At 33.5% G+C, this 17,440-nt stretch carries 21 protein-coding genes; 13 read left to right on the top strand and 8 right to left on the bottom strand.

Annotation, left to right across the window (positions count from 1 at the left end; genetic code table 11):
* Positions 1-51 precede the first annotated feature (51 nt).
* The 3 genes from BED47_RS08460 (at position 52) to BED47_RS08450 (ending at position 3,014) form a co-directional block, all read left to right on the top strand.
* Entirely contained in the window at positions 52-1,524 is a 1,473-nt protein-coding gene (locus BED47_RS08460) for an aldehyde dehydrogenase family protein (protein WP_069033293.1), read from the top strand.
* Between the two features lie 13 nt (positions 1,525-1,537).
* A complete protein-coding gene (locus BED47_RS08455; protein ID WP_069033292.1) occupies positions 1,538-2,017 on the top strand; it encodes a GlcG/HbpS family heme-binding protein in 480 nt (159 codons plus the stop codon).
* Positions 2,018-2,351: 334 nt separating this feature from the next.
* Entirely contained in the window at positions 2,352-3,014 is a 663-nt protein-coding gene (locus BED47_RS08450; protein WP_069033356.1) for a GntR family transcriptional regulator, read from the top strand.
* Between the two features lie 138 nt (positions 3,015-3,152).
* Here the strand turns inward: BED47_RS08450 and BED47_RS08445 are convergent, their stop codons facing one another.
* Complete coding sequence (locus BED47_RS08445; RefSeq protein ID WP_254664570.1) at positions 3,153-3,959, bottom strand: aspartate dehydrogenase; 807 nt, start codon at positions 3,957-3,959, stop codon at positions 3,153-3,155.
* Positions 3,960-4,144: 185 nt separating this feature from the next.
* On the opposite strand from BED47_RS08445, the gene BED47_RS08440 reads away from it, so the two are divergent.
* The 3 genes from BED47_RS08440 (at position 4,145) to BED47_RS08425 (ending at position 5,846) form a co-directional block, all read left to right on the top strand.
* On the top strand, positions 4,145-4,489 hold the full coding sequence (locus BED47_RS08440; RefSeq protein WP_056471833.1) for a 2Fe-2S iron-sulfur cluster-binding protein: 345 nt from the start codon (positions 4,145-4,147) through the stop codon (positions 4,487-4,489).
* Positions 4,490-4,752: 263 nt separating this feature from the next.
* Positions 4,753-5,322 carry a chromate transporter gene (locus BED47_RS08430; protein WP_069033289.1) on the top strand — a complete coding sequence of 190 codons (570 nt, stop codon included), beginning with the start codon at positions 4,753-4,755 and terminating at the stop codon, positions 5,320-5,322.
* On the top strand, positions 5,322-5,846 hold the full coding sequence (locus BED47_RS08425) for a chromate transporter (protein ID WP_069033288.1): 525 nt from the start codon (positions 5,322-5,324) through the stop codon (positions 5,844-5,846). Before BED47_RS08430 ends, BED47_RS08425 begins: the two co-directional genes overlap by 1 nt.
* Before the next feature lie 212 nt (positions 5,847-6,058).
* On the opposite strand, the gene BED47_RS08420 is transcribed toward BED47_RS08425, so the two are convergent.
* On the bottom strand, positions 6,059-6,301 hold the full coding sequence (locus BED47_RS08420; RefSeq protein WP_069033287.1) for a YkuS family protein: 243 nt from the start codon (positions 6,299-6,301) through the stop codon (positions 6,059-6,061).
* Between the two features lie 103 nt (positions 6,302-6,404).
* On the opposite strand from BED47_RS08420, the gene BED47_RS23180 reads away from it, so the two are divergent.
* The 6 genes from BED47_RS23180 (at position 6,405) to BED47_RS08395 (ending at position 11,165) form a co-directional block, all read left to right on the top strand.
* On the top strand, positions 6,405-6,539 hold the full coding sequence (locus BED47_RS23180; protein WP_082459488.1) for a YuzL family protein: 135 nt from the start codon (positions 6,405-6,407) through the stop codon (positions 6,537-6,539).
* 202 nt (positions 6,540-6,741) lie between these two features.
* Positions 6,742-7,677, top strand: coding sequence for a DUF1835 domain-containing protein (locus tag BED47_RS08415; RefSeq protein ID WP_069033286.1), 936 nt, complete (start codon positions 6,742-6,744; stop codon positions 7,675-7,677).
* 94 nt (positions 7,678-7,771) lie between these two features.
* On the top strand, positions 7,772-8,746 hold the full coding sequence (locus BED47_RS08410) for a DMT family transporter (RefSeq protein WP_069033285.1): 975 nt from the start codon (positions 7,772-7,774) through the stop codon (positions 8,744-8,746).
* 86 nt (positions 8,747-8,832) lie between these two features.
* On the top strand, positions 8,833-9,765 hold the full coding sequence (locus BED47_RS08405) for a DNA-3-methyladenine glycosylase family protein (protein ID WP_254664569.1): 933 nt from the start codon (positions 8,833-8,835) through the stop codon (positions 9,763-9,765).
* A gap of 115 nt (positions 9,766-9,880) precedes the next feature.
* Positions 9,881-10,522: a thermonuclease family protein gene (locus tag BED47_RS08400; protein WP_069033284.1), complete on the top strand. Its 642-nt coding sequence runs from the start codon at positions 9,881-9,883 to the stop codon at positions 10,520-10,522.
* A gap of 229 nt (positions 10,523-10,751) precedes the next feature.
* Entirely contained in the window at positions 10,752-11,165 is a 414-nt protein-coding gene (locus tag BED47_RS08395) for a hypothetical protein (RefSeq protein ID WP_069033283.1), read from the top strand.
* A 142-nt stretch (positions 11,166-11,307) separates the two neighbouring features.
* On the opposite strand, the gene BED47_RS08390 is transcribed toward BED47_RS08395, so the two are convergent.
* The 6 genes from BED47_RS08390 to BED47_RS08370 all read right to left on the bottom strand — a co-directional run bounded on the left by BED47_RS08390 (position 11,308) and on the right by BED47_RS08370 (position 16,692).
* Entirely contained in the window at positions 11,308-12,819 is a 1,512-nt protein-coding gene (locus BED47_RS08390; protein WP_069033282.1) for a flavin monoamine oxidase family protein, read from the bottom strand.
* Positions 12,820-12,978: 159 nt separating this feature from the next.
* Positions 12,979-13,119, bottom strand: a complete 141-nt coding sequence (locus BED47_RS23430; protein ID WP_170927396.1) for a lmo0937 family membrane protein — start codon at positions 13,117-13,119, stop codon at positions 12,979-12,981.
* Between the two features lie 115 nt (positions 13,120-13,234).
* The gene (gene nadE, locus BED47_RS08385) at positions 13,235-14,056 is read right to left on the bottom strand and encodes an ammonia-dependent NAD(+) synthetase (RefSeq protein ID WP_069033281.1); all 822 of its coding nucleotides are present in this window, start codon (positions 14,054-14,056) and stop codon (positions 13,235-13,237) included.
* Positions 14,053-14,682, bottom strand: a complete 630-nt coding sequence (nadD, locus tag BED47_RS08380; protein ID WP_069033280.1) for a nicotinate (nicotinamide) nucleotide adenylyltransferase — start codon at positions 14,680-14,682, stop codon at positions 14,053-14,055. The genes nadE and nadD overlap by 4 nt, the downstream gene beginning before the upstream one ends.
* Positions 14,675-16,144 (bottom strand): nicotinate phosphoribosyltransferase, encoded by a 1,470-nt coding sequence (locus tag BED47_RS08375; protein ID WP_069033279.1) that lies wholly within the window; start codon positions 16,142-16,144, stop codon positions 14,675-14,677. Before BED47_RS08375 ends, nadD begins: the two co-directional genes overlap by 8 nt.
* Positions 16,141-16,692: a cysteine hydrolase family protein gene (locus BED47_RS08370; protein ID WP_069033278.1), complete on the bottom strand. Its 552-nt coding sequence runs from the start codon at positions 16,690-16,692 to the stop codon at positions 16,141-16,143. Before BED47_RS08370 ends, BED47_RS08375 begins: the two co-directional genes overlap by 4 nt.
* 265 nt (positions 16,693-16,957) lie before the next feature.
* On the opposite strand from BED47_RS08370, the gene BED47_RS08365 reads away from it, so the two are divergent.
* Positions 16,958-17,407, top strand: a complete 450-nt coding sequence (locus BED47_RS08365) for a GNAT family N-acetyltransferase (protein ID WP_069033277.1) — start codon at positions 16,958-16,960, stop codon at positions 17,405-17,407.
* Positions 17,408-17,440: the final 33 nt, after the last annotated feature.

Below are 17,440 nucleotides of genomic sequence, written 5' to 3'. Positions count from 1 at the left end.
AAAATAAAATGGCAGTTTCCGACTAGGGAACTGCCATCTTGTTCAGAAAGGATGATAAATTTGCTAACTACTAAACTAGAAACTTATAAAAATTACATATCTGGAAGTTGGGTCGAGTCAGTAGATAATAAAACGTTCCAAAGCGTAAACCCTTCTAATAAGGAAGATATTGTCGGTACATTTCAGGCATCTACAGAACAAGACGTGATTCAAGCAATTGATGCAGCAAGCGAGGCTTTTCCTGCCTGGGCACAAACTCCACCATCTAAACGTGCAGCTATTTTAAATAAGGCGGCAGCAATACTTGAACAGAGAGTGGAACAACTAGCTGAAGAATTAACACGAGAAGAAGGAAAAGTAATGAGCGCGGCCAAACAGGAAGTGCTTCGCTCAGCGGAAACGCTTCGTTATTATGCGATAGAGGGACAAAGCTTTACGGGGGAAACGTTCCCAAATGATGATCCAAATATGAGAGTCACAACAGAAAGGGAGCCTCTTGGTGTTATTTCAGTCATTACACCATGGAATTTCCCATTATCCATACCATCTAGAAAAATTGCTCCGGCATTAATTACTGGAAATACAGTTGTTTTCAAACCTTCATCTGATACACCTTTAATTGCATTTCGACTTGTTGAGGCGCTTCATGAAGCTGGCATACCAAAAGGAGTCATCAATTTTGTAACAGGAAGTTCGTCCGATATAGGGGATATCTTAGTGAAACATCCTGCTATACGAGGAGTTACTTTCACTGGGTCTACTAGCGCCGGGGAACATATTCATAAAAACACATCCTTTATTACAAGAACACAAATGGAGCTTGGTGGTAAAAATCCTCTAATTGTAATGGATGACGCAGATGTTGATTTGGCAGTTAATCTAACCGTGAATGGAGGCTTTCATCTTACTGGTCAAGCATGTACAGGCACTAGTCGTGTAATTGTTATGAAGGAAGTAAAGGAACAATTTGTGCAAAAATTAGTAGAAAAAACAAGCGATTTAAAAATTGGCGACGGCTTTGACGATAATGTCATTATTGGACCTCTAGCAAATGAAAAGCAGTTAATAAATGTGCTGAAGTATATAGGAATAGGTAAAGAAGAAGGGGCTACTCTTGAATACGGAGGTCAACAACTTACTTATGGAAAATACGAAAACGGCTACTATATTGAACCGGCGATCTTTACAAATGTAAAACCCGAAATGCGCATTGCTAAAGAAGAGATTTTCGGCCCAGTAGTTGCTGTAATTGAAGTAGAAAGCTATGAAGAAGCCCTTTTAATTGCTAACGATGTTGAATATGGATTATCAGCATCGATTGTTACGAATAATTTGAAACTCGCTCATCAATTTACTAAAGATGTTCAAGCAGGGACAGTTAAAGTAAATCGAACAACGACAGGTAATTTGATGAATGCACCATTTGGTGGAGTAAAACGCTCTAGTACTTCCACATTCCGTGAGTCAGGTAGAGTTGGACTTGAATTCTTTACACAAATAAAAACAGTCTATATCGGTTACTAAAGGAGGATTTTAAATGAAAAAAATATTAAAACTAGAACTAGATGAAGCAAAAGTAATGATTGAAGCTGCTAAGAAAAAATCAGAGGCTATTAATGTTCCAGAGACAATTGCAATCGTAGATGACGGGGGATATGTCATTGCACTTGAACGAATGAATGGTGCTCGTATTACAGGTCCTGAAATTGCTATTTCTAAAGCATATACGGCAGCGGGCCATAAACGCTCGACTCATTTATTTAATACAGAACCAAACGGACCAGCTCTACCGGGCAATGAAGCATTTGGAATACAACATATGCTAAATGGGAAATTCGCAATCTTTGTAGGCGGTTTTCCAATTGTAGTAAATGGAGAAGTCATTGGTGGCGTGGGGATCAGCGGTGGAAATGGAGAGCAGGATACAGCTGTAGGAACAGCTGCCCTGCAAGCATTGCAAGAGTTCCTTTCAAATGATGGTTATGAAGTTGTTACGGATGCAGACATTAAAAAGTAATATTTTAGAGGCGGTTAGGTGTTATTCCTACATCGCCTTTTTTGGTGTACGAACATTCGTATAGAAAATAAACTGGGATTAAAGTTCGTATTTGTAGGTAATAAAAGTAGTTAACTTTAGTTTTAAGAAGATTTACTTATCAAAATGGTTTGAGAGATAAAAGAACTAAATAGCAAACGTGCTTGTATGAACATGAATGGTATGAATTTCCATCTATCTACTCGATTACTTATTTAAAAGATACTATAATAGAAATATCGATTTACTTTTAACAAAATGATGATACACTATTTTAAAATAAGCAAGAAATGGGAGGCAGGTGAATTAATTGGAGATGGAAACTAATTTTCTTTCAATCCGAGAACATGCGTATAGATATTTAAAAGAATTGATTTTAGAGGGGCATTATAAGCCAGGCGATCGATTAATTGAACGGGAGCTTGCTGTTAAGCTAAACATTAGTCGTACACCTATTAGAGAAGCTTTATTCCGCTTGGAATCACAAGGGTTTGTAAAAACGGTTCCTCGTAAAGGAGTCATCGTTTCGAATATTTCTGATGAAGACATTATGGAAGTGTTTACGATTTTATCATCACTAGAAGTGTTAGCAGCAAAATTGGCTGCTAAAAAAATGACGGACGAAATTCAAAAAGAGTTTGATGAGAAAATCGAGGAGCTTCTTTATATTGAGGAACACTCAGACGAAACATTTGAGAACGAGCATATCGAAATGAATCTCCTACTGTATAAGGCAGCGAGAAGTCCGAAGCTATTTGAAATTTTATCCGGCTTAACAGATTATATCCATATGTCCGCTAATATGGGGTATGAAACGCCTGGAAGACGCAAGGAATCATTGAGGGAACATATTGAAATCATGAAAGCAGTACGAAATAAAGAAATAGAAATGTCGGAGTATTTAACGAAAATTCATATCGAAAATTCTCGACGTGCGTATATGAACTACATAGAAAAAAGAAAAGAAAAGACGACATAAAAATAGTTTGTGGATGTTTTCGTCTCTTTTCTTTTATGGAATCTAAAAATAATGAAAGCCCCTTTAGTTAGACTGTTAGAACGTCTAGACTAAGAGGGCTTTTTATTTTAGTTTTGTATTTCATAAATAGTAAAGATACTAGATCCCAATAACGATAGAGGAAGTTCTATTTTTTAAAGTATTACAAATACTCATTGCTACAATATACCCCGTCTTTGGATTAGTAGAAGAAGGAATATTTTTTACCTTTACTTCCATTTCACCAAAAAATCCTTTTACGAAAATTTGGTGTGTATTACTCGTTATGCTTGGATCTACATAAACTTGAACTTTTGTTTTATCAAATCCTATTCCAGCAAGGCTCAAGGTTGCTGAAACATTTGTGCTTTCCGGAAAAAGCTTTGAAGATTCTCTAGCAACGCCATTATAAATGCAAATTGGCTCTTTAACGGTATCTAAATCTACCTTTTCCTCTGCAATTGTTCCTCGCCAAGCACTCGGTGGTTTTCTCGTTACAAGCTTTACTTCATCAACACCTTGAAGCATAGATGCAGCAACACGATCTAATCCGGCAATCGCAGCAGAAGGGATGATGATCTTGCTGTTAGTAAGCTTTGCAGCAGTTTCAAGTTCTGCTAATAATTCATCATCTGCTAGTGCACCTACAGATGCGATGATAAAGTCACTACTAGTAGACAGCGTCCTTTTCCCAAACTTATAAACAGCTTCATGACCTGCGGCTTCAATAATGATATCCAATCCTAATCCGAAAAAAGCCTCTTCATTGTCGTAAAATAAATCACTTATATGCGATTCGTATTGATCCTTTCTCCGTACGAGAACCGCCTTTAATAATACATTACCAGCCTTGCCTTCGTTTATATATTTGGCGATATCTTGTCCGATTGCTCCAAATCCAATTAATCCAATATTAAGCACATTCATCACCTCTTTTTTTTGAATATTAAGACGTATTTGGTATACAAAATATTATATCAGACCGGTATATAAAAACAAATAGAGTAATATAAATTAAGAAAAATAGCTTAATATATGTAATATTTATATTGTCAGAAAATTATAAATATGGTATATTGTATACCAAAGAGATAAAGAGGAGGATTTGAATTATGCCGAAACTGAATTTTGCTACTAGTGGAAAAGTATTAGAAGTACCGGAAAACTCTAATATTTTACGTATGTCTCTTCGATTTGATGGAGAACTACCAAATCGATGTGGTGGAGGCGTTTGTGGATCCTGCGTTTGTAAAATTGAAGAGGGTACTGTTGATCATATAAAAGTACAGGAGCGTCGAAAACTTGGTGAAGAATGGTTAAGCAAAGGCTTCCGTTTAGGTTGTCAAGCATTCATCACTGACGAAGATGTAACGATTTCTTGGAACGAAGAAGTAACAGATGAAGTAAAAAAACGAAAATTAGATCATCCGAAAAAGAAAGTGACATCTACACCATAAAATCCAATTTTAAGAGCGGGAGTGAATGATATGTTGTTAGTATGCGACAAACATATGAAAGAAGCCTTAAAGTTAGTAGAAATGCCTCAAATTCAAAAAGTTCAAACTGGTCAGACATGCTCGTTTTGTAATGTGGAGACCTCGCTTTTAATGAACATGGTCAATCAACCTAATCCAGTTAAGAAAAAACCATGCGGCAAATGTGTGAAGTGCTCTTGTCTTATTGCAAACTAAAAGAAAGTTAATCTAAAGGGATGGATTTTATGAAACAGTTAAATATTTTTATCGCCTTATTTAGGAGCAGTATGCTTGGATACGGAGGTGGACCATCGACTATTCCTTTAGTTCATAAAGAAGTGGTTGAACGCTTTAAATGGATGACTGATGAAGAATTCGGAGATGTGCTCGCTATTGGAAACACACTGCCAGGACCGATTAATACAAAAATGGCTGGATACATTGGGTTCAAAGTTGGCGGTAAAATTGGAATGATCAATGCAACAATTGCAACGATCCTGCCGACGATTATTTTAATGGTTGTTTTATTGACCACTCTAGTAACATTCAAAGATCTAAAATGGGTGCAAGGAATGACTAAAGCAATTGTTCCAGTAGTTGGAGTCATGCTTGGTGTGCTAACTTGGCAATTTATAGAAGCTTCCGTTAAGGGGCTAAAATGGCCCTTTACAATCGGACATATTTTAGTTGGGATTGTTTTAATGCAATATTTTCATATACATCCTGGATTTATAATTGGTGGGCTACTGTTATATGCGGTCGTTAAGCCAACCAAATCAGTTGAAGGTAAAAAATCAAAAGGACTGTCTGCATAATGGTATATTGGAATATTTTCTGGGCGTTTTTTGTTGCTAATATTTTAGGGTATGGAGGAGGCCCTGCGACCATTCCTCTAATTCAAAAAGAAGTCGTCACAAGAGGTTGGCTTACACATCAAGAATTTAATGAGGCTCTTGCTATGGGAAACTCCCTGCCTGGACCGATTGCTACGAAAATGGCAGGGTATATCGGATTCCATGAAGGTGGTATACTAGGTTCATTTTTGGCTGTATTCGCTACTGTTGCACCATCATTAATCCTCATGCTGACCTTAATGGGAATTTTGTATAAATATCGTCATTCGATTCAAGTTAAGCGAATGACTCTTTACGTCAAGCCAACAATCGCAGTTTTACTTGGTGTTATGGCTTATAATTCATTTCATGATTCATATTTTCAAATTGGTATTGGACAGTTTTTATTTTTAGGAGTAATTAGTTACATATTAATGGAGAAAGTAAAACTACATCCGGCTTTTATAGTAATGGGAGCTTTGCTATATGGTGGATTAAATTTATAATTTGAAAAAAGGGTAAGCAAATTTCAATGAATTTTGCTTACCCTTTTTTGCACATTAGAAAGTATAAATTTTCTAGCGACGAAGGGGAATCGACGTAGTCGCATATTTTAGGAAGAAGGTAAAAGTGCAACTGCGCATCTTTCTTCGCTTTAAAGTTCGCCAATCGGCGCGTTTTCTTTAGAATGTTTAATATAACTTTAGTTTGTAATTTGTTATTGTAATTTACTTTCAACTTGTTGACAAACTTGATCAGCTGTTAAGCCACTTGCCTCGATAACTGATCCTTGTGTAGCTACATTTTGCATTCCCATTACATTTGAATCAAGTCCTGTTACTACGCAGCAATCGCAACCATTTGCATCTGATTCCTGTTTTAATTCAACAACATCATGTCCCGCTGAACGTAATGCTTCTTGAACATTTGTTAAAGATTGTTCTACTCCGATTCTAGCCATAAAAAACACCTCCTCAGAAATATAAGATTTGCAATTTACAGGAAAAATATTCTTTGAATAAAGAAGTTTAAGTTTAGAAAAAGTAAAGATGGAGGTGTTTAAAATGGGAAAAACTAAAAAAGATCCATCTAGAGTTGGCTTAGGTTCACCAAATGTACAAGGTCAAGGGACTACAACATCGGAAACTGGTGTTGAGATGTCTTCTAGTAGAAAAAAACAAAAAAGAGAAATTAAATAAAGACTATTGGTCAATATTCAAGTGACATTCAAATTAATCTTATTAAAGCCTTATTAAAAGGAAATGTCTCGCCACCTATCATATAGGTGGTTTTTATTTTGAAAATAATAATATATGTAAGAGGAATCTCCGATTGGTAAGAAGAATTAAGAACTGTATTTTCTTTTTTTTTATTAAACCAATGGAGAAAGTAGATGAATAGATGAATCATATTGTAAATGGTGATGTAGTTGGAGGAAAAATAAAGTCTTTAAAAGGTAATATTGTTGTATGGAGAGAAATGTATGATTTTGGTCCACTTAGTCAAGATTGGCCTTTAGAAGAAACTTATAATAGAAGAGCAGAATTTTTTGAACAAAAGCTACAAATTCCTTTGAGTTTTTTTATTGAAAATTGCCGTAGCCAATATCAATTATTAAATGAACTATCTCGTTCTGAGGAAGTTGTTCTATGGTTCGAATATGATCGATACGATCAGGTGACGATACTCTATTTATTATCGGAATTATCAGCACTTGGATTTCAAAAAATTTCGATGGTTAGCATAAATGAATATGAAGGAATTAAACCATTTCACGGATTAGGTCAATTATCTTCTCAACAATTAATTGAATTACTTCCAACTAAACAAGAAGTTACAGAAGAACAAATAAAAGAAGCATGTGCTGGATGGGAAGCTTATTGTTCAAATAATGTAGATGAACTGGATAATTTTATTCAAAAATGTCATGCGCTTCCGTTTTTAAAACAAGCTTTATTAAGTCATATGACATATTTTCCTTCTCAACAGAATGGATTAAATGAAGTAGAATTTTTAGCATTATCAATGATCAATGAAGGTATTAATTCCTTTGCAGAACTATTTAATAAACTCGTCAGACAAAGAACAAATGATGGATTAAGCGATTTATATTTCGCAGCAATTTTAAATGAATTAATGGAAGGTGATCACCCTTTAATAAGTAGTGACAGTGAATTACCAAGTTATAAACAACATAACCCAAAAGCAAGAATTGCATTAACTAAATGGGGATTAGACGTACTAACGGGAAAATCAAATCGAATGAATTTAATTGGAATAGACTGGTGGGTTGGAGGAGTTCATTTAGTTGAAAAAGCCTCTAATAATAACATGTAAGGTCAGGTCTTAATAATGGATGTTGTATTTAAGTCAGAGAACAAAGTATTTAATTTAATCGTAAAAGATATTTGAACATTATAGAGGTGGTAATATGCGCCCGATATTATTAGGAATATTAGCGGCATTTTTCTTTTCAATCACATTTATTTTAAACCGCTCGATGGAATTATCTGGTGGAAGTTGGATTTGGAGCGCATCCTTAAGGTACTTTTTTATGGTACCTTTTTTATTGATCATCGTTATCTCTAGAAGAAATTTTTATGATCTATTGCAAGAAATGAAAGGCAAACTAAAAAGTTGGGTTATATGGTCAACAATTGGATTCGGTTTATTTTATGCACCAATATGTCTAGCAGCGGTTTATTCTCCAGGATGGTTAATAGCTAGTTCATGGCAGATCACAATATTATCTGGGTCACTATTAGCACCATTTTTCTTCATTTCAATTGAAACATCAAGTGGAATTCGAAAGGTACGTGGAAAAATTCCTTTTAAAGGATTAGGAATGTCTTTATTAATCATATTTGGTATTTTATTAATGCAAGTTGAGTTAGCTACAAAAATAGCTATTTCAACGGTTTTAACAGGTATTTTACCAGTTATAATTGCTTCATTTGCATACCCACTTGGCAATCGGAAAATGATGGAATTATGTGATGGAAAACTTGATGTATATCAACGTGTTTTAGGAATGACCTTAGCAAGCTTACCATTTTGGATTATTCTATCAATCTATGGTTTATATACTGAAGGACTACCAAGTCAAAACCAAGTATCACAATCTTTAATTGTAGCGATCTCATCAGGTGTAATTGCTACTGTATTATTTTTTCAGGCTACTGATTTAGTAAGGGGAAATATGCAAAAATTAGGAGCAGTAGAAGCAACCCAATCCATGGAAGTATTATTCACAGTAATAGGTGAAATGATCTTCTTATCAGCGGCATCTCCATCAATTATTTCTTGGATTGGAATGATTATTATCATGATCGGTATGATCTTACATAGCTATCTATCACAAAAGGGAAAGTCCGTACAGCAAGATAAGGAAACTGTTAATTTATGAAAGTTTATTAAGTGAAATTCAAATAACGAAAAAGAGGCAATAATTATACTTTTTGAATGCTAATCTTGTGGAAAGAGGTGATTAATGTGTATAAAGAATTTAATACATCACTCGTATTAGATAAAAATAAGAATTCGATATCCATCTTAACACCAAAAGATTTTAGGTTTAAAGAATGCTTAGTATTTTTGGCACGATCTAAAAATGAGGTACTCCATCAAGTGAATGGGGAATATTTTTTTAAACTTATTAAAATAGAAAATAAAATAATTTTACTAAAAGTAAGTAGTGATTTTGACCAATTATTAATTGAATTTCCAGACCAAAATCCAAGTGAAGAAATAAAAGTAGCTGCAGCAGGATTTATATGGGATTTATTTGATTTAGGCAGAGACTTAACCGAGTTCTATGAGTTAAGTAAAGATAATCAAATGCTACAATTACTTATTGAACAGCATTTTGGACTTCGCGTAATTGGAATTCCGGATTTATTTGAAGCATTTACATGGGCAATTATGGGGCAACAAATCAATCTGTCATTTGCTTTTTCTTTAAAAAGAAGCTTTGTTGAAAAATATGGAGAAAGCTTTAAGTGGAAGGATGAAATATATTGGTTATTTCCAACTCCAGATGTCATATCCAAAATTGAAGTTTCCGATTTAACCACTATGAAATTTACTAAACGAAAAGCTGAATACGTGATTGGGATCGCAAAATTAATGGCAGAAGGATGCATTTCAAAAGAAGCTCTAAATCGTTTAGATTCTTACGAGAATAAGTTAAATAAGCTATTAGAAATTCGAGGAGTTGGGAACTGGACTGCTGATTACGTTTTGATGAAATGTTTACAAGAGAAATCTGCGTTTCCAATTGCCGATGTAGGAATTCATAATGCATTAAAAAATCAACTATCATTAGAGAAAAAACCTTCAATCGAAGAAATTAAAAAAATGGCTACAAAATGGAAGGGCTGGGAAGCTTACGTAACATTTTATTTATGGCGATCATTATATTCCTAAATAAGTAATACAAAGCAAAGTCTATTAAGATTGAAATATCCCCCTATATTTCGATACATAATTGGTTTTTATTGTTAAAATAATGTGTAGTAACAGGTATAATTGGGGGAGCAACATGAAAAGACTTATTTTATTAACTGTAATGGCTATTCTTGGACTTAGTGGATGTTCACAGTCAACAGCATCAGTTAATACGAAAACTGATTCAAAATTTACAGTCGAGCTTATAAAATGTATTGATGGTGATACTGCCAAATTTACTGAAGTTGGTACAACAAGATTCTTATATATTGATACGCCAGAAAGTACAAAAACGATTGAGCCATATGGAAAAGAAGCTTCAGCATATACATGTAATCTATTAAAAAATGCAAAAACAATTCAGCTTGAATATGATGGTCCCAAAAAGGATAAATATAATCGAACACTTGCATGGGTATGGATTGATGGCAGACTAATTCAAAAAGAAATCATAAAAAAAGGTTATGTAGAAAAATTTTATGATTATGGTAATTATTCTTATGAATCAGAGCTAAGAAGCTTACAAGCAACTGCCCAGCAGCAAGGTGTTGGTTTATGGAGCAAAAATAGAACCAATCATACAAAAACGAATAATTCGTCAAACAATAATAAACCGTATTTTAAAAATTGCACGGACTTAAGAAAAGTCTATCCAAACGGAGTACCAAAAGGGAATAAAGCCTACCAAGCACAAATGGATCATGATCATGATAATTACGCATGTGAAACAGAGTAAAAACACCTATTTCTAGGTGTTTTTTATCTGATTCAGTCTTTTATTTTCGAATTCAATCCCTGACTCTTGGAATTATTAAATTTATGGTCTAAAAATTTTAAAAGAGAGGCAATTCTACAAAGGAATTTCGGTTTAATAATAGAATAGTATTAGTGCCTAAAAAATTATTTTTACAATCTTGTTTAATCATGACAAAATATAAATAAGAAAAATTGAAGAGGACGGGACTATGATTAAATTTTTTAAACGACTATTTAGTAAAGAAAAAACAAATCAAGTTACATTGCCATTAAAAGAAACTCGTTCCCTATCAAAAGTGGAAATCGAATATATTATTAGTGAGTTTACTGATAAACAGAATAAATTAGTAGATGATATGAAAAAAAATTCAGTTAATAATGCCGATATTGAGTTTAATGAACTAATCACAAATAGAATCACGAATAATTTAAAGTACAGAATACCTTTTTTAGACATTGAGTTAATTTATTTAAATAATGTATTAAGAGGAAAGAAAGTAAAATCAATAAAATATAAATTGTTTCATCAAGTCAAAGATAGTGAAACGACAGAAATAACAGATATGGTTATTAATCAAGGATACTCTTTTGTTCCTTCTGTAGGTTATTTGAAAATTGGATAAAATCATGATGGAAACCCACAAGGTTATGTACTTGTGGGTTTTATGTTTTTCTTGAATTCCGTGGCATAGGGGTTTAATTAATTGAATCAAAGCATTTTGTGAACTATTGCTGTTAAGGTTATAACTTAAAAAACTCTATTGCTTAACCTTGACCATGTGTTTCAAAATTCTCATTAGCCGTTGTTTTAGGTAAATCGTTAACTTCATAAGCCACCCTTATTCCAGATTCGATTGCACCTTGAATCCAACCTGGGGCTGTAGAAGTGTGATCACCAGCAAAATGGATCAGTCCTTCTGGAGTTGATATATATGGGGCAATCTCTGTTTGCTGGTCAGGTTTGTAAATAGCAAAAGCTCCACCTGAGAAAGGATTTTCTGACCAACTAAATGTATTACCGGTAATAAACTCGTTATATATTTCTTTACCGTAAATCTTAGATAAATCTTCTAGCGCATTCTCTATTTGTTCTTTTTCAGTTAAGCTATCCCAAATTGAAGCGTTATCTTCCCATGTATAGCTTGCTAATATGACACCTGGACCTTCTGAACCAACTGATTGACTTGGGAAATAGGAATAACGAACAGGTAGATCAGAAATCATTTTTCCCCCAATAAAACCCGCTTTTTCCCAAAATCTAGTTTTAAATTGTAGACCAATTTTAGTCGAAGGAACATAATGTAATTGTCGAATTGCTTTATATTTGTTATAAGAAAATAAATCGCGTGGAATGATTTCAACGAAGTTTAGTAATGAAAAAGGTATGGTAATGATGGCTAAGTCTCCGGTTACCGTATATGCCTGAGAGGTTTGTGTATCCTCTGTATGAATAGTTACAGAAGAGGAGTCGTGTTGTTCAATTTTTTTCATTTTTTGATGGTAAATAATATTTTCTTGTAATTCAGGTAGGAATGAATACGGTAAGTGATCGTTTCCACCTTTTATTTCATAAAACTTTAGTCCAGGAGTAAATAGAATCATTACTTCTCGAAGTAAGGCAGTGAATGATAGCTCAGGAAAGCCTTCCATCCCAAGCATAACCTTAATCATATCAATAGCTCCAACTGATAATGTTCTGCCATAAGGATTATATTTCAAATAATATTCCATCGAATACCGATCAAGTAATTTAATAACGATTTCCCAATTCTTTTTTGGATTCTTTTTAATGAAGTCAGTTACAGGTTGCATGGCGTATTGAGCTAAATATTCTGCTGTTTTACCTCTTTCAGGTGGTGAAGTAGGGAAGTTTAGAATGTCTGGATTTTCTTCATAAAGTTTTTGAATGGTCCTTACATTGTTTACGAATATAATATCGTTTGGAGTGCTATTAATGAATTCTTCTACAGGAAGGTTAAATTTCTTAATATATTCTAAAACAAGTAAATGAATGGAAGGTAATCTCATAGCACCATTTTCCATATACTGTCCTGCATAAAAATTACGATTAGTAAAAATACGACCACCAATTCGATTATTTCCTTCTAGAATTGTGACTTCATGTCCTGCTCCTTTTAATAGTGAAGCAGCTACCAAACCAGATATACCAGCACCAACAATTATTATATTTTTAGGTTCAAGTGTTTTTGGAAGTCCTGTACGAATTGTTTGAAGCATTTGTTCCATTGATATAGGAGGCTCCATACTAACAGGCATAATATCGCTCCTCTTTTATTTATGACATTCATAGAAGTTTATTCAAAAATAGAGGAATATAGAAGAGGGTAAAAAACAGGATTAGGAATCGAAATGGCATAAGAAAAAGAGCTTGAAAAATCAAGCTCTTTAGTTTGTAGAAAAAGTCCTAAAGATTTGCTACTTTTTACGTCTAAATAAGTTAACGATAAAGACTATAATTGCGATAATTAATAGAATATGAATTAGTCCGCCTGCGATATGGAAAGTAAAATAACCTAATACCCATAAGATCAAAAGAATAAAAAATAAAATCCACATAATATGAACATTCCTTTCTTAATGACTGTATTATTACGTTGTCCAATTTTAACTTTCATATCCATTTATTGAGCACAAAAGTGAAAAAGCTACCTAAATAGGTAGCTTTAATGAATTAAAATTTATCAAAAACAGTGTATGGCATTTGTCTCTTATGTCTAGATTTATTAAACCATGATTCGATTTTTGCTTGAGAGTCACTATTAATTTCTTTACCTTCTAAGTAATCATCGATGTCATCATATGTAACTCCAAGAGCGACTTCATCTGCTAATTGTGGGCGATCTTCTTCAAGGTCAGCTGTTGGAACTTTTTCATATAGCTTTGGTGGGCAATTTAATTCTTTTAGTAGCATCTTTCCTTGACGCTTATTTAGACGGAATATCGGACAAAGGTCCGAACCACCATCGCCATATTTAGTATAAAAACCAGTAATCGCCTCAGCGGAATGGTCAGTGCCTAGGACAACACACCCATTCATAGCAGCAATGCTATATTGAGCTTTCATTCTTTCACGTGCTTTTTCATTCCCTTTTGCAAAATCAGTAAGGGCAACGCCAATATCTTTTAAAGTTTTTACACTAGCATCTACAGCAGCTTTAATATTCACTGTGTATGTCTTAGTTGGTTGAATAAACTTTAACGCTTCCTGGCAATCTTCTTCGTCCATTTGAACGCCATATGGTAATCGAATTGCGATAAATTGATAATTTTTTTCTGATTGCTCACTATTTAATTCATCTATTGCTATTTGTGCAAGTTTTCCTGTTAAAGTTGAATCTTGACCACCTGAAATACCTAATACAAAACCATTTAAAAAAGGATGTTTTTTAAGATAGCTTTTTAGGAAATCAACACTTATTCTTACTTCCTCTTTAGGATCGATAACTGGCTTTACTTTCATTTCTTCGACAATTTCTTTTTGTAAACTGTTCAATCTTCATTCTCCTTTTGATACAGATTGTATTTTTTTATATAAGCATAGCAATCCTCAGGTAATAAATATCTTGGCTCGCCGCCTTTAGCAAACTCTTCTCGAATATATGTTGAACTAATTTCCATCGCTAATCCTTTATCAATTAGATGAAATCTTGAACCGTTATCATTGTTTCTTAATAAGGGAGAACGAGAGATGGTCTTTAGCATATCAATTCCATCACGGGCCATTACAATGAATTTATTTTCGGAAACTAATTGATCTCCGTATTTCCATTTTCCTTCTGCTATATCTTCTAGGAGATCAGCTCCCATTATGAAATAAACTTCATCTTCATTATATTTAGCTTTAAAATGGTTCATTGTATAGTAAGTGAATACTTCCCAAGCCTCTTTACTCATTTCATAATCGTCTGCAATAAACTTTGAGTTGTTTTGAATCGCTAATTTTAACATATTCCAACGATGTTCATCAGTATTATGTAATTGTTTATCTCTTCTTTTTGAAGAGCAGGGTAAAAAGATAACTTTGTCTAATTGACAACGATGAGCAATCGTACTTGCAGTCCATAAATGAACGTTTGTAATCGGATCAAACGAACTGCCATAAATCCCAATTTTAGCCATTTTTCATTTCCTCTGTTTTCTTTCTAGCTTCTGCTATTTTTTCCATTTTGTTATCCCAACATTTTTGACTTAAGTCTACAGGATATTCTTCAGGGTTTAATGCACGCTTGTATTCTTCCCAAAGTAGACTTAAGTTGTTTTCAGCAAAATCCTGAATGTTTTTAATGGCTGGCACTTTGTAGACTAATTCACCTTTAGTAAAGATTTGATGATGAAGTTCTTTAGCTTCAAAATTAGTTACAAACTTGCTGATATATGGATGGATCGGATGGAATAACTTTATTTTTTCCTCAGACCCTGGATCTTCATCTTCTAGGGCAATATAATCAGCCTCAGCGTGATGGTTAACAGTATTAATAATTCGATACAATTTCTTAAGTCCAGGAGTTGTTACTTTTTCAGGGTTTTGAGAAATTTTTATTGTATCAATCATTTTACCATTTTCATCTTCAATACTTACTAACTTATAAACAGCTCCTAGAGCCGGTTGATCATATGCTGTAATAAGCTTTGTTCCGATTCCCCAAGAATCAATTTTTGCTCCTTGTGATTTTAAATTTAAAATTGTATATTCATCTAAATCATTCGAAGCAACAATTTTAGTATTTACGAAACCAGCTTGATCGAGCATTTTTCTAGCTTCTTTCGATAAATAGGCTAAGTCTCCACTATCTAGTCGGATAGCTGCAAAGTTAATTTTATCACCTAGTTCTTTTGCGACTTTAATCGCATTAGGCACTCCACTTTTTAGTGTATCGTATGTATCAACTAGGAATGTACAATTGTAATGACGATCTGCATATTTTTTGAAAGCTATGTATTCATCTCGATATGCTTGCACGAGCGCATGAGCGTGTGTACCTGAAACAGGAATATTAAATAATTTACCAGCACGAACGTTACTAGTTGCATGGAATCCACCAATATAAGCGGCTCTTGCTCCCCAAATGGCAGCATCAAATTCTTGGGCTCGTCTTGTTCCAAATTCCATTAACGTATCATTACCAACGATATGTTTAATTCGTGAAGCTTTAGTAGCAATTAATGTTTGGTAATTGACAATGTTTAATAACGCAGTTTCAATTAATTGTGCCTCTAATAGCGGTGCCTCAATTCTTAAGATTGGCTCATTGCCAAATACTAATTCACCTTCTTGAATTGCTCTAACTGAACCTGTGAATTTTACATTAGACAGAAATTGAATGAATTCATCTTTATATCCGAGTTCTTCTTTTAAATAGTCAAGATCTGAACTACTAAATTTAAAGTTCTGTAGATAACTGATTATTTTTTCTAAACCCGCAAAGATTGCATATCCATTTCCAAATGGGAGTTTACGAAAATAAAGTTCAAAAATAGCGTTTTTATTGTGAATATTGTCACCCCAATAAGTTTCCGCCATATTAATTTGATATAGGTCTGTATGAAGTGCAAGGCTATCATCTTGAAAGTTGTAATTCATCTTATTTCCGCCCCTAAAGTATTTTTGAAATGACTTAATGCCCATTCATGTCCAGCTGCATTAAAGCTTGCAACAGCCTGCTCGTGAACGACTATTTTATAACCCTTATTATAAGCATCGACCGCTGTATGTAATACACAAATATCAGTGCAAACTCCTATTAAATGAAGTTCATTAATGCCTCTTTCATTTAGTTTTATCTCAAGTTCTGTTCCTGCAAAAGCAGAGTAACGAGTTTTATCGATCCATTGAATAGTTGAATTGCCTTTCGATGAATTGTATAAATCCATTAATCCACCATATAAATCTCTTCCTTTAGTATGTCTAATATTATGAGGTGGAAATAATTTTGTTTCGGGATGAAACGGATCATTCTCATCATGGACGTCTACTGCAAATACAACGTAATCTTGATTTTTAATGAAATTTTTTGTTAATTGAAGAATACTTTGTTCTATTTCCTGTGCCGGTTTACCACAAGTTAATGAACCAGCATCTGCTACAAAGTCATTCGTATAATCAATAATAATGAGCGCTTTTTTATCCATTTATTGTCACCCCAAGTGTAAGCATGTTAATTTCTTCACATAATAGAAAAAATTAAATTAGTTTTTCATCTTCAATCTTATTATAAGTTAATTCATATGAAAACCTAAATTTTGGAAATTTATTAGATCATTTTTATATTATTAACTTTACAATTAAAAATTACTATTTTTCGTACGTTTTGTACCCTGTGTAGCGATTAGAGGAAATTAATGAAATATACCGAACTAACTAATAGATTAATTATTAGTTAGAAGAGGTGACATGATGGAAGTAGTTCGTGCAAAATCAGAACATATTACAGATGTAGCAAATTTATTTGATCAGTACAGAATGTTTTATAAACAAGAAAGTAATTTAAACGGAGCGATTGATTTTATAACGGAACGAATCAAAACACAAGATTCTGTTATTTTTCTTGTGAAGGAAGAAGATCAATCTATGGGATTTACTCAGTTATATCCTTCATTTTCTTCTGTATCAATGAAAAAGCTATGGATATTAAATGACTTATATGTAACTGAAACGGCAAGGAAAAAAGGAGTAGCTCAATTGTTGTTAGATGCAGCAAAGAAATTTGCAATCGTATCGAAAGCAAAAGCATTGGATTTACAAACTGCTATTGATAATAAATCGGCACAAGCATTGTATGAAAAAAATGGCTATCAAGTTGATAAAGAATTTCTTTCGTATTCATTAAATTTAGAAAATCAATAAAATAGATGAAATCTTTAGAGTAAATCGTCAAAA

The organism is Gottfriedia luciferensis (genome assembly GCF_001712755.1).
Lineage (GTDB): Bacteria > Bacillota > Bacilli > Bacillales > Bacillaceae_G > Gottfriedia > Gottfriedia luciferensis_B.
This window is presented reverse-complemented; position numbering and strand designations above follow the sequence as displayed.

Coding starts and splice junctions, on each gene's coding strand:
- BED47_RS08460 (WP_069033293.1), top strand. CDS start 52: ATGATAAATTTGCTAACTACTAAACTAGAAACTTATAAAAATTACATA.
- BED47_RS08455 (WP_069033292.1), top strand. CDS start 1,538: ATGAAAAAAATATTAAAACTAGAACTAGATGAAGCAAAAGTAATGATT.
- BED47_RS08450 (WP_069033356.1), top strand. CDS start 2,352: ATGGAAACTAATTTTCTTTCAATCCGAGAACATGCGTATAGATATTTA.
- BED47_RS08445 (WP_254664570.1), bottom strand. CDS start 3,959: ATGAATGTGCTTAATATTGGATTAATTGGATTTGGAGCAATCGGACAA.
- BED47_RS08440 (WP_056471833.1), top strand. CDS start 4,145: ATGCCGAAACTGAATTTTGCTACTAGTGGAAAAGTATTAGAAGTACCG.
- BED47_RS08430 (WP_069033289.1), top strand. CDS start 4,753: ATGAAACAGTTAAATATTTTTATCGCCTTATTTAGGAGCAGTATGCTT.
- BED47_RS08425 (WP_069033288.1), top strand. CDS start 5,322: ATGGTATATTGGAATATTTTCTGGGCGTTTTTTGTTGCTAATATTTTA.
- BED47_RS08420 (WP_069033287.1), bottom strand. CDS start 6,301: ATGGCTAGAATCGGAGTAGAACAATCTTTAACAAATGTTCAAGAAGCA.
- BED47_RS23180 (WP_082459488.1), top strand. CDS start 6,405: ATGGGAAAAACTAAAAAAGATCCATCTAGAGTTGGCTTAGGTTCACCA.
- BED47_RS08415 (WP_069033286.1), top strand. CDS start 6,742: ATGAATCATATTGTAAATGGTGATGTAGTTGGAGGAAAAATAAAGTCT.
- BED47_RS08410 (WP_069033285.1), top strand. CDS start 7,772: ATGCGCCCGATATTATTAGGAATATTAGCGGCATTTTTCTTTTCAATC.
- BED47_RS08400 (WP_069033284.1), top strand. CDS start 9,881: ATGAAAAGACTTATTTTATTAACTGTAATGGCTATTCTTGGACTTAGT.
- BED47_RS08395 (WP_069033283.1), top strand. CDS start 10,752: ATGATTAAATTTTTTAAACGACTATTTAGTAAAGAAAAAACAAATCAA.
- BED47_RS08390 (WP_069033282.1), bottom strand. CDS start 12,819: ATGCCTGTTAGTATGGAGCCTCCTATATCAATGGAACAAATGCTTCAA.
- BED47_RS23430 (WP_170927396.1), bottom strand. CDS start 13,119: ATGTGGATTTTATTTTTTATTCTTTTGATCTTATGGGTATTAGGTTAT.
- nadD (WP_069033280.1), bottom strand. CDS start 14,682: ATGGCTAAAATTGGGATTTATGGCAGTTCGTTTGATCCGATTACAAAC.
- BED47_RS08375 (WP_069033279.1), bottom strand. CDS start 16,144: ATGAATTACAACTTTCAAGATGATAGCCTTGCACTTCATACAGACCTA.
- BED47_RS08370 (WP_069033278.1), bottom strand. CDS start 16,692: ATGGATAAAAAAGCGCTCATTATTATTGATTATACGAATGACTTTGTA.
- BED47_RS08365 (WP_069033277.1), top strand. CDS start 16,958: ATGGAAGTAGTTCGTGCAAAATCAGAACATATTACAGATGTAGCAAAT.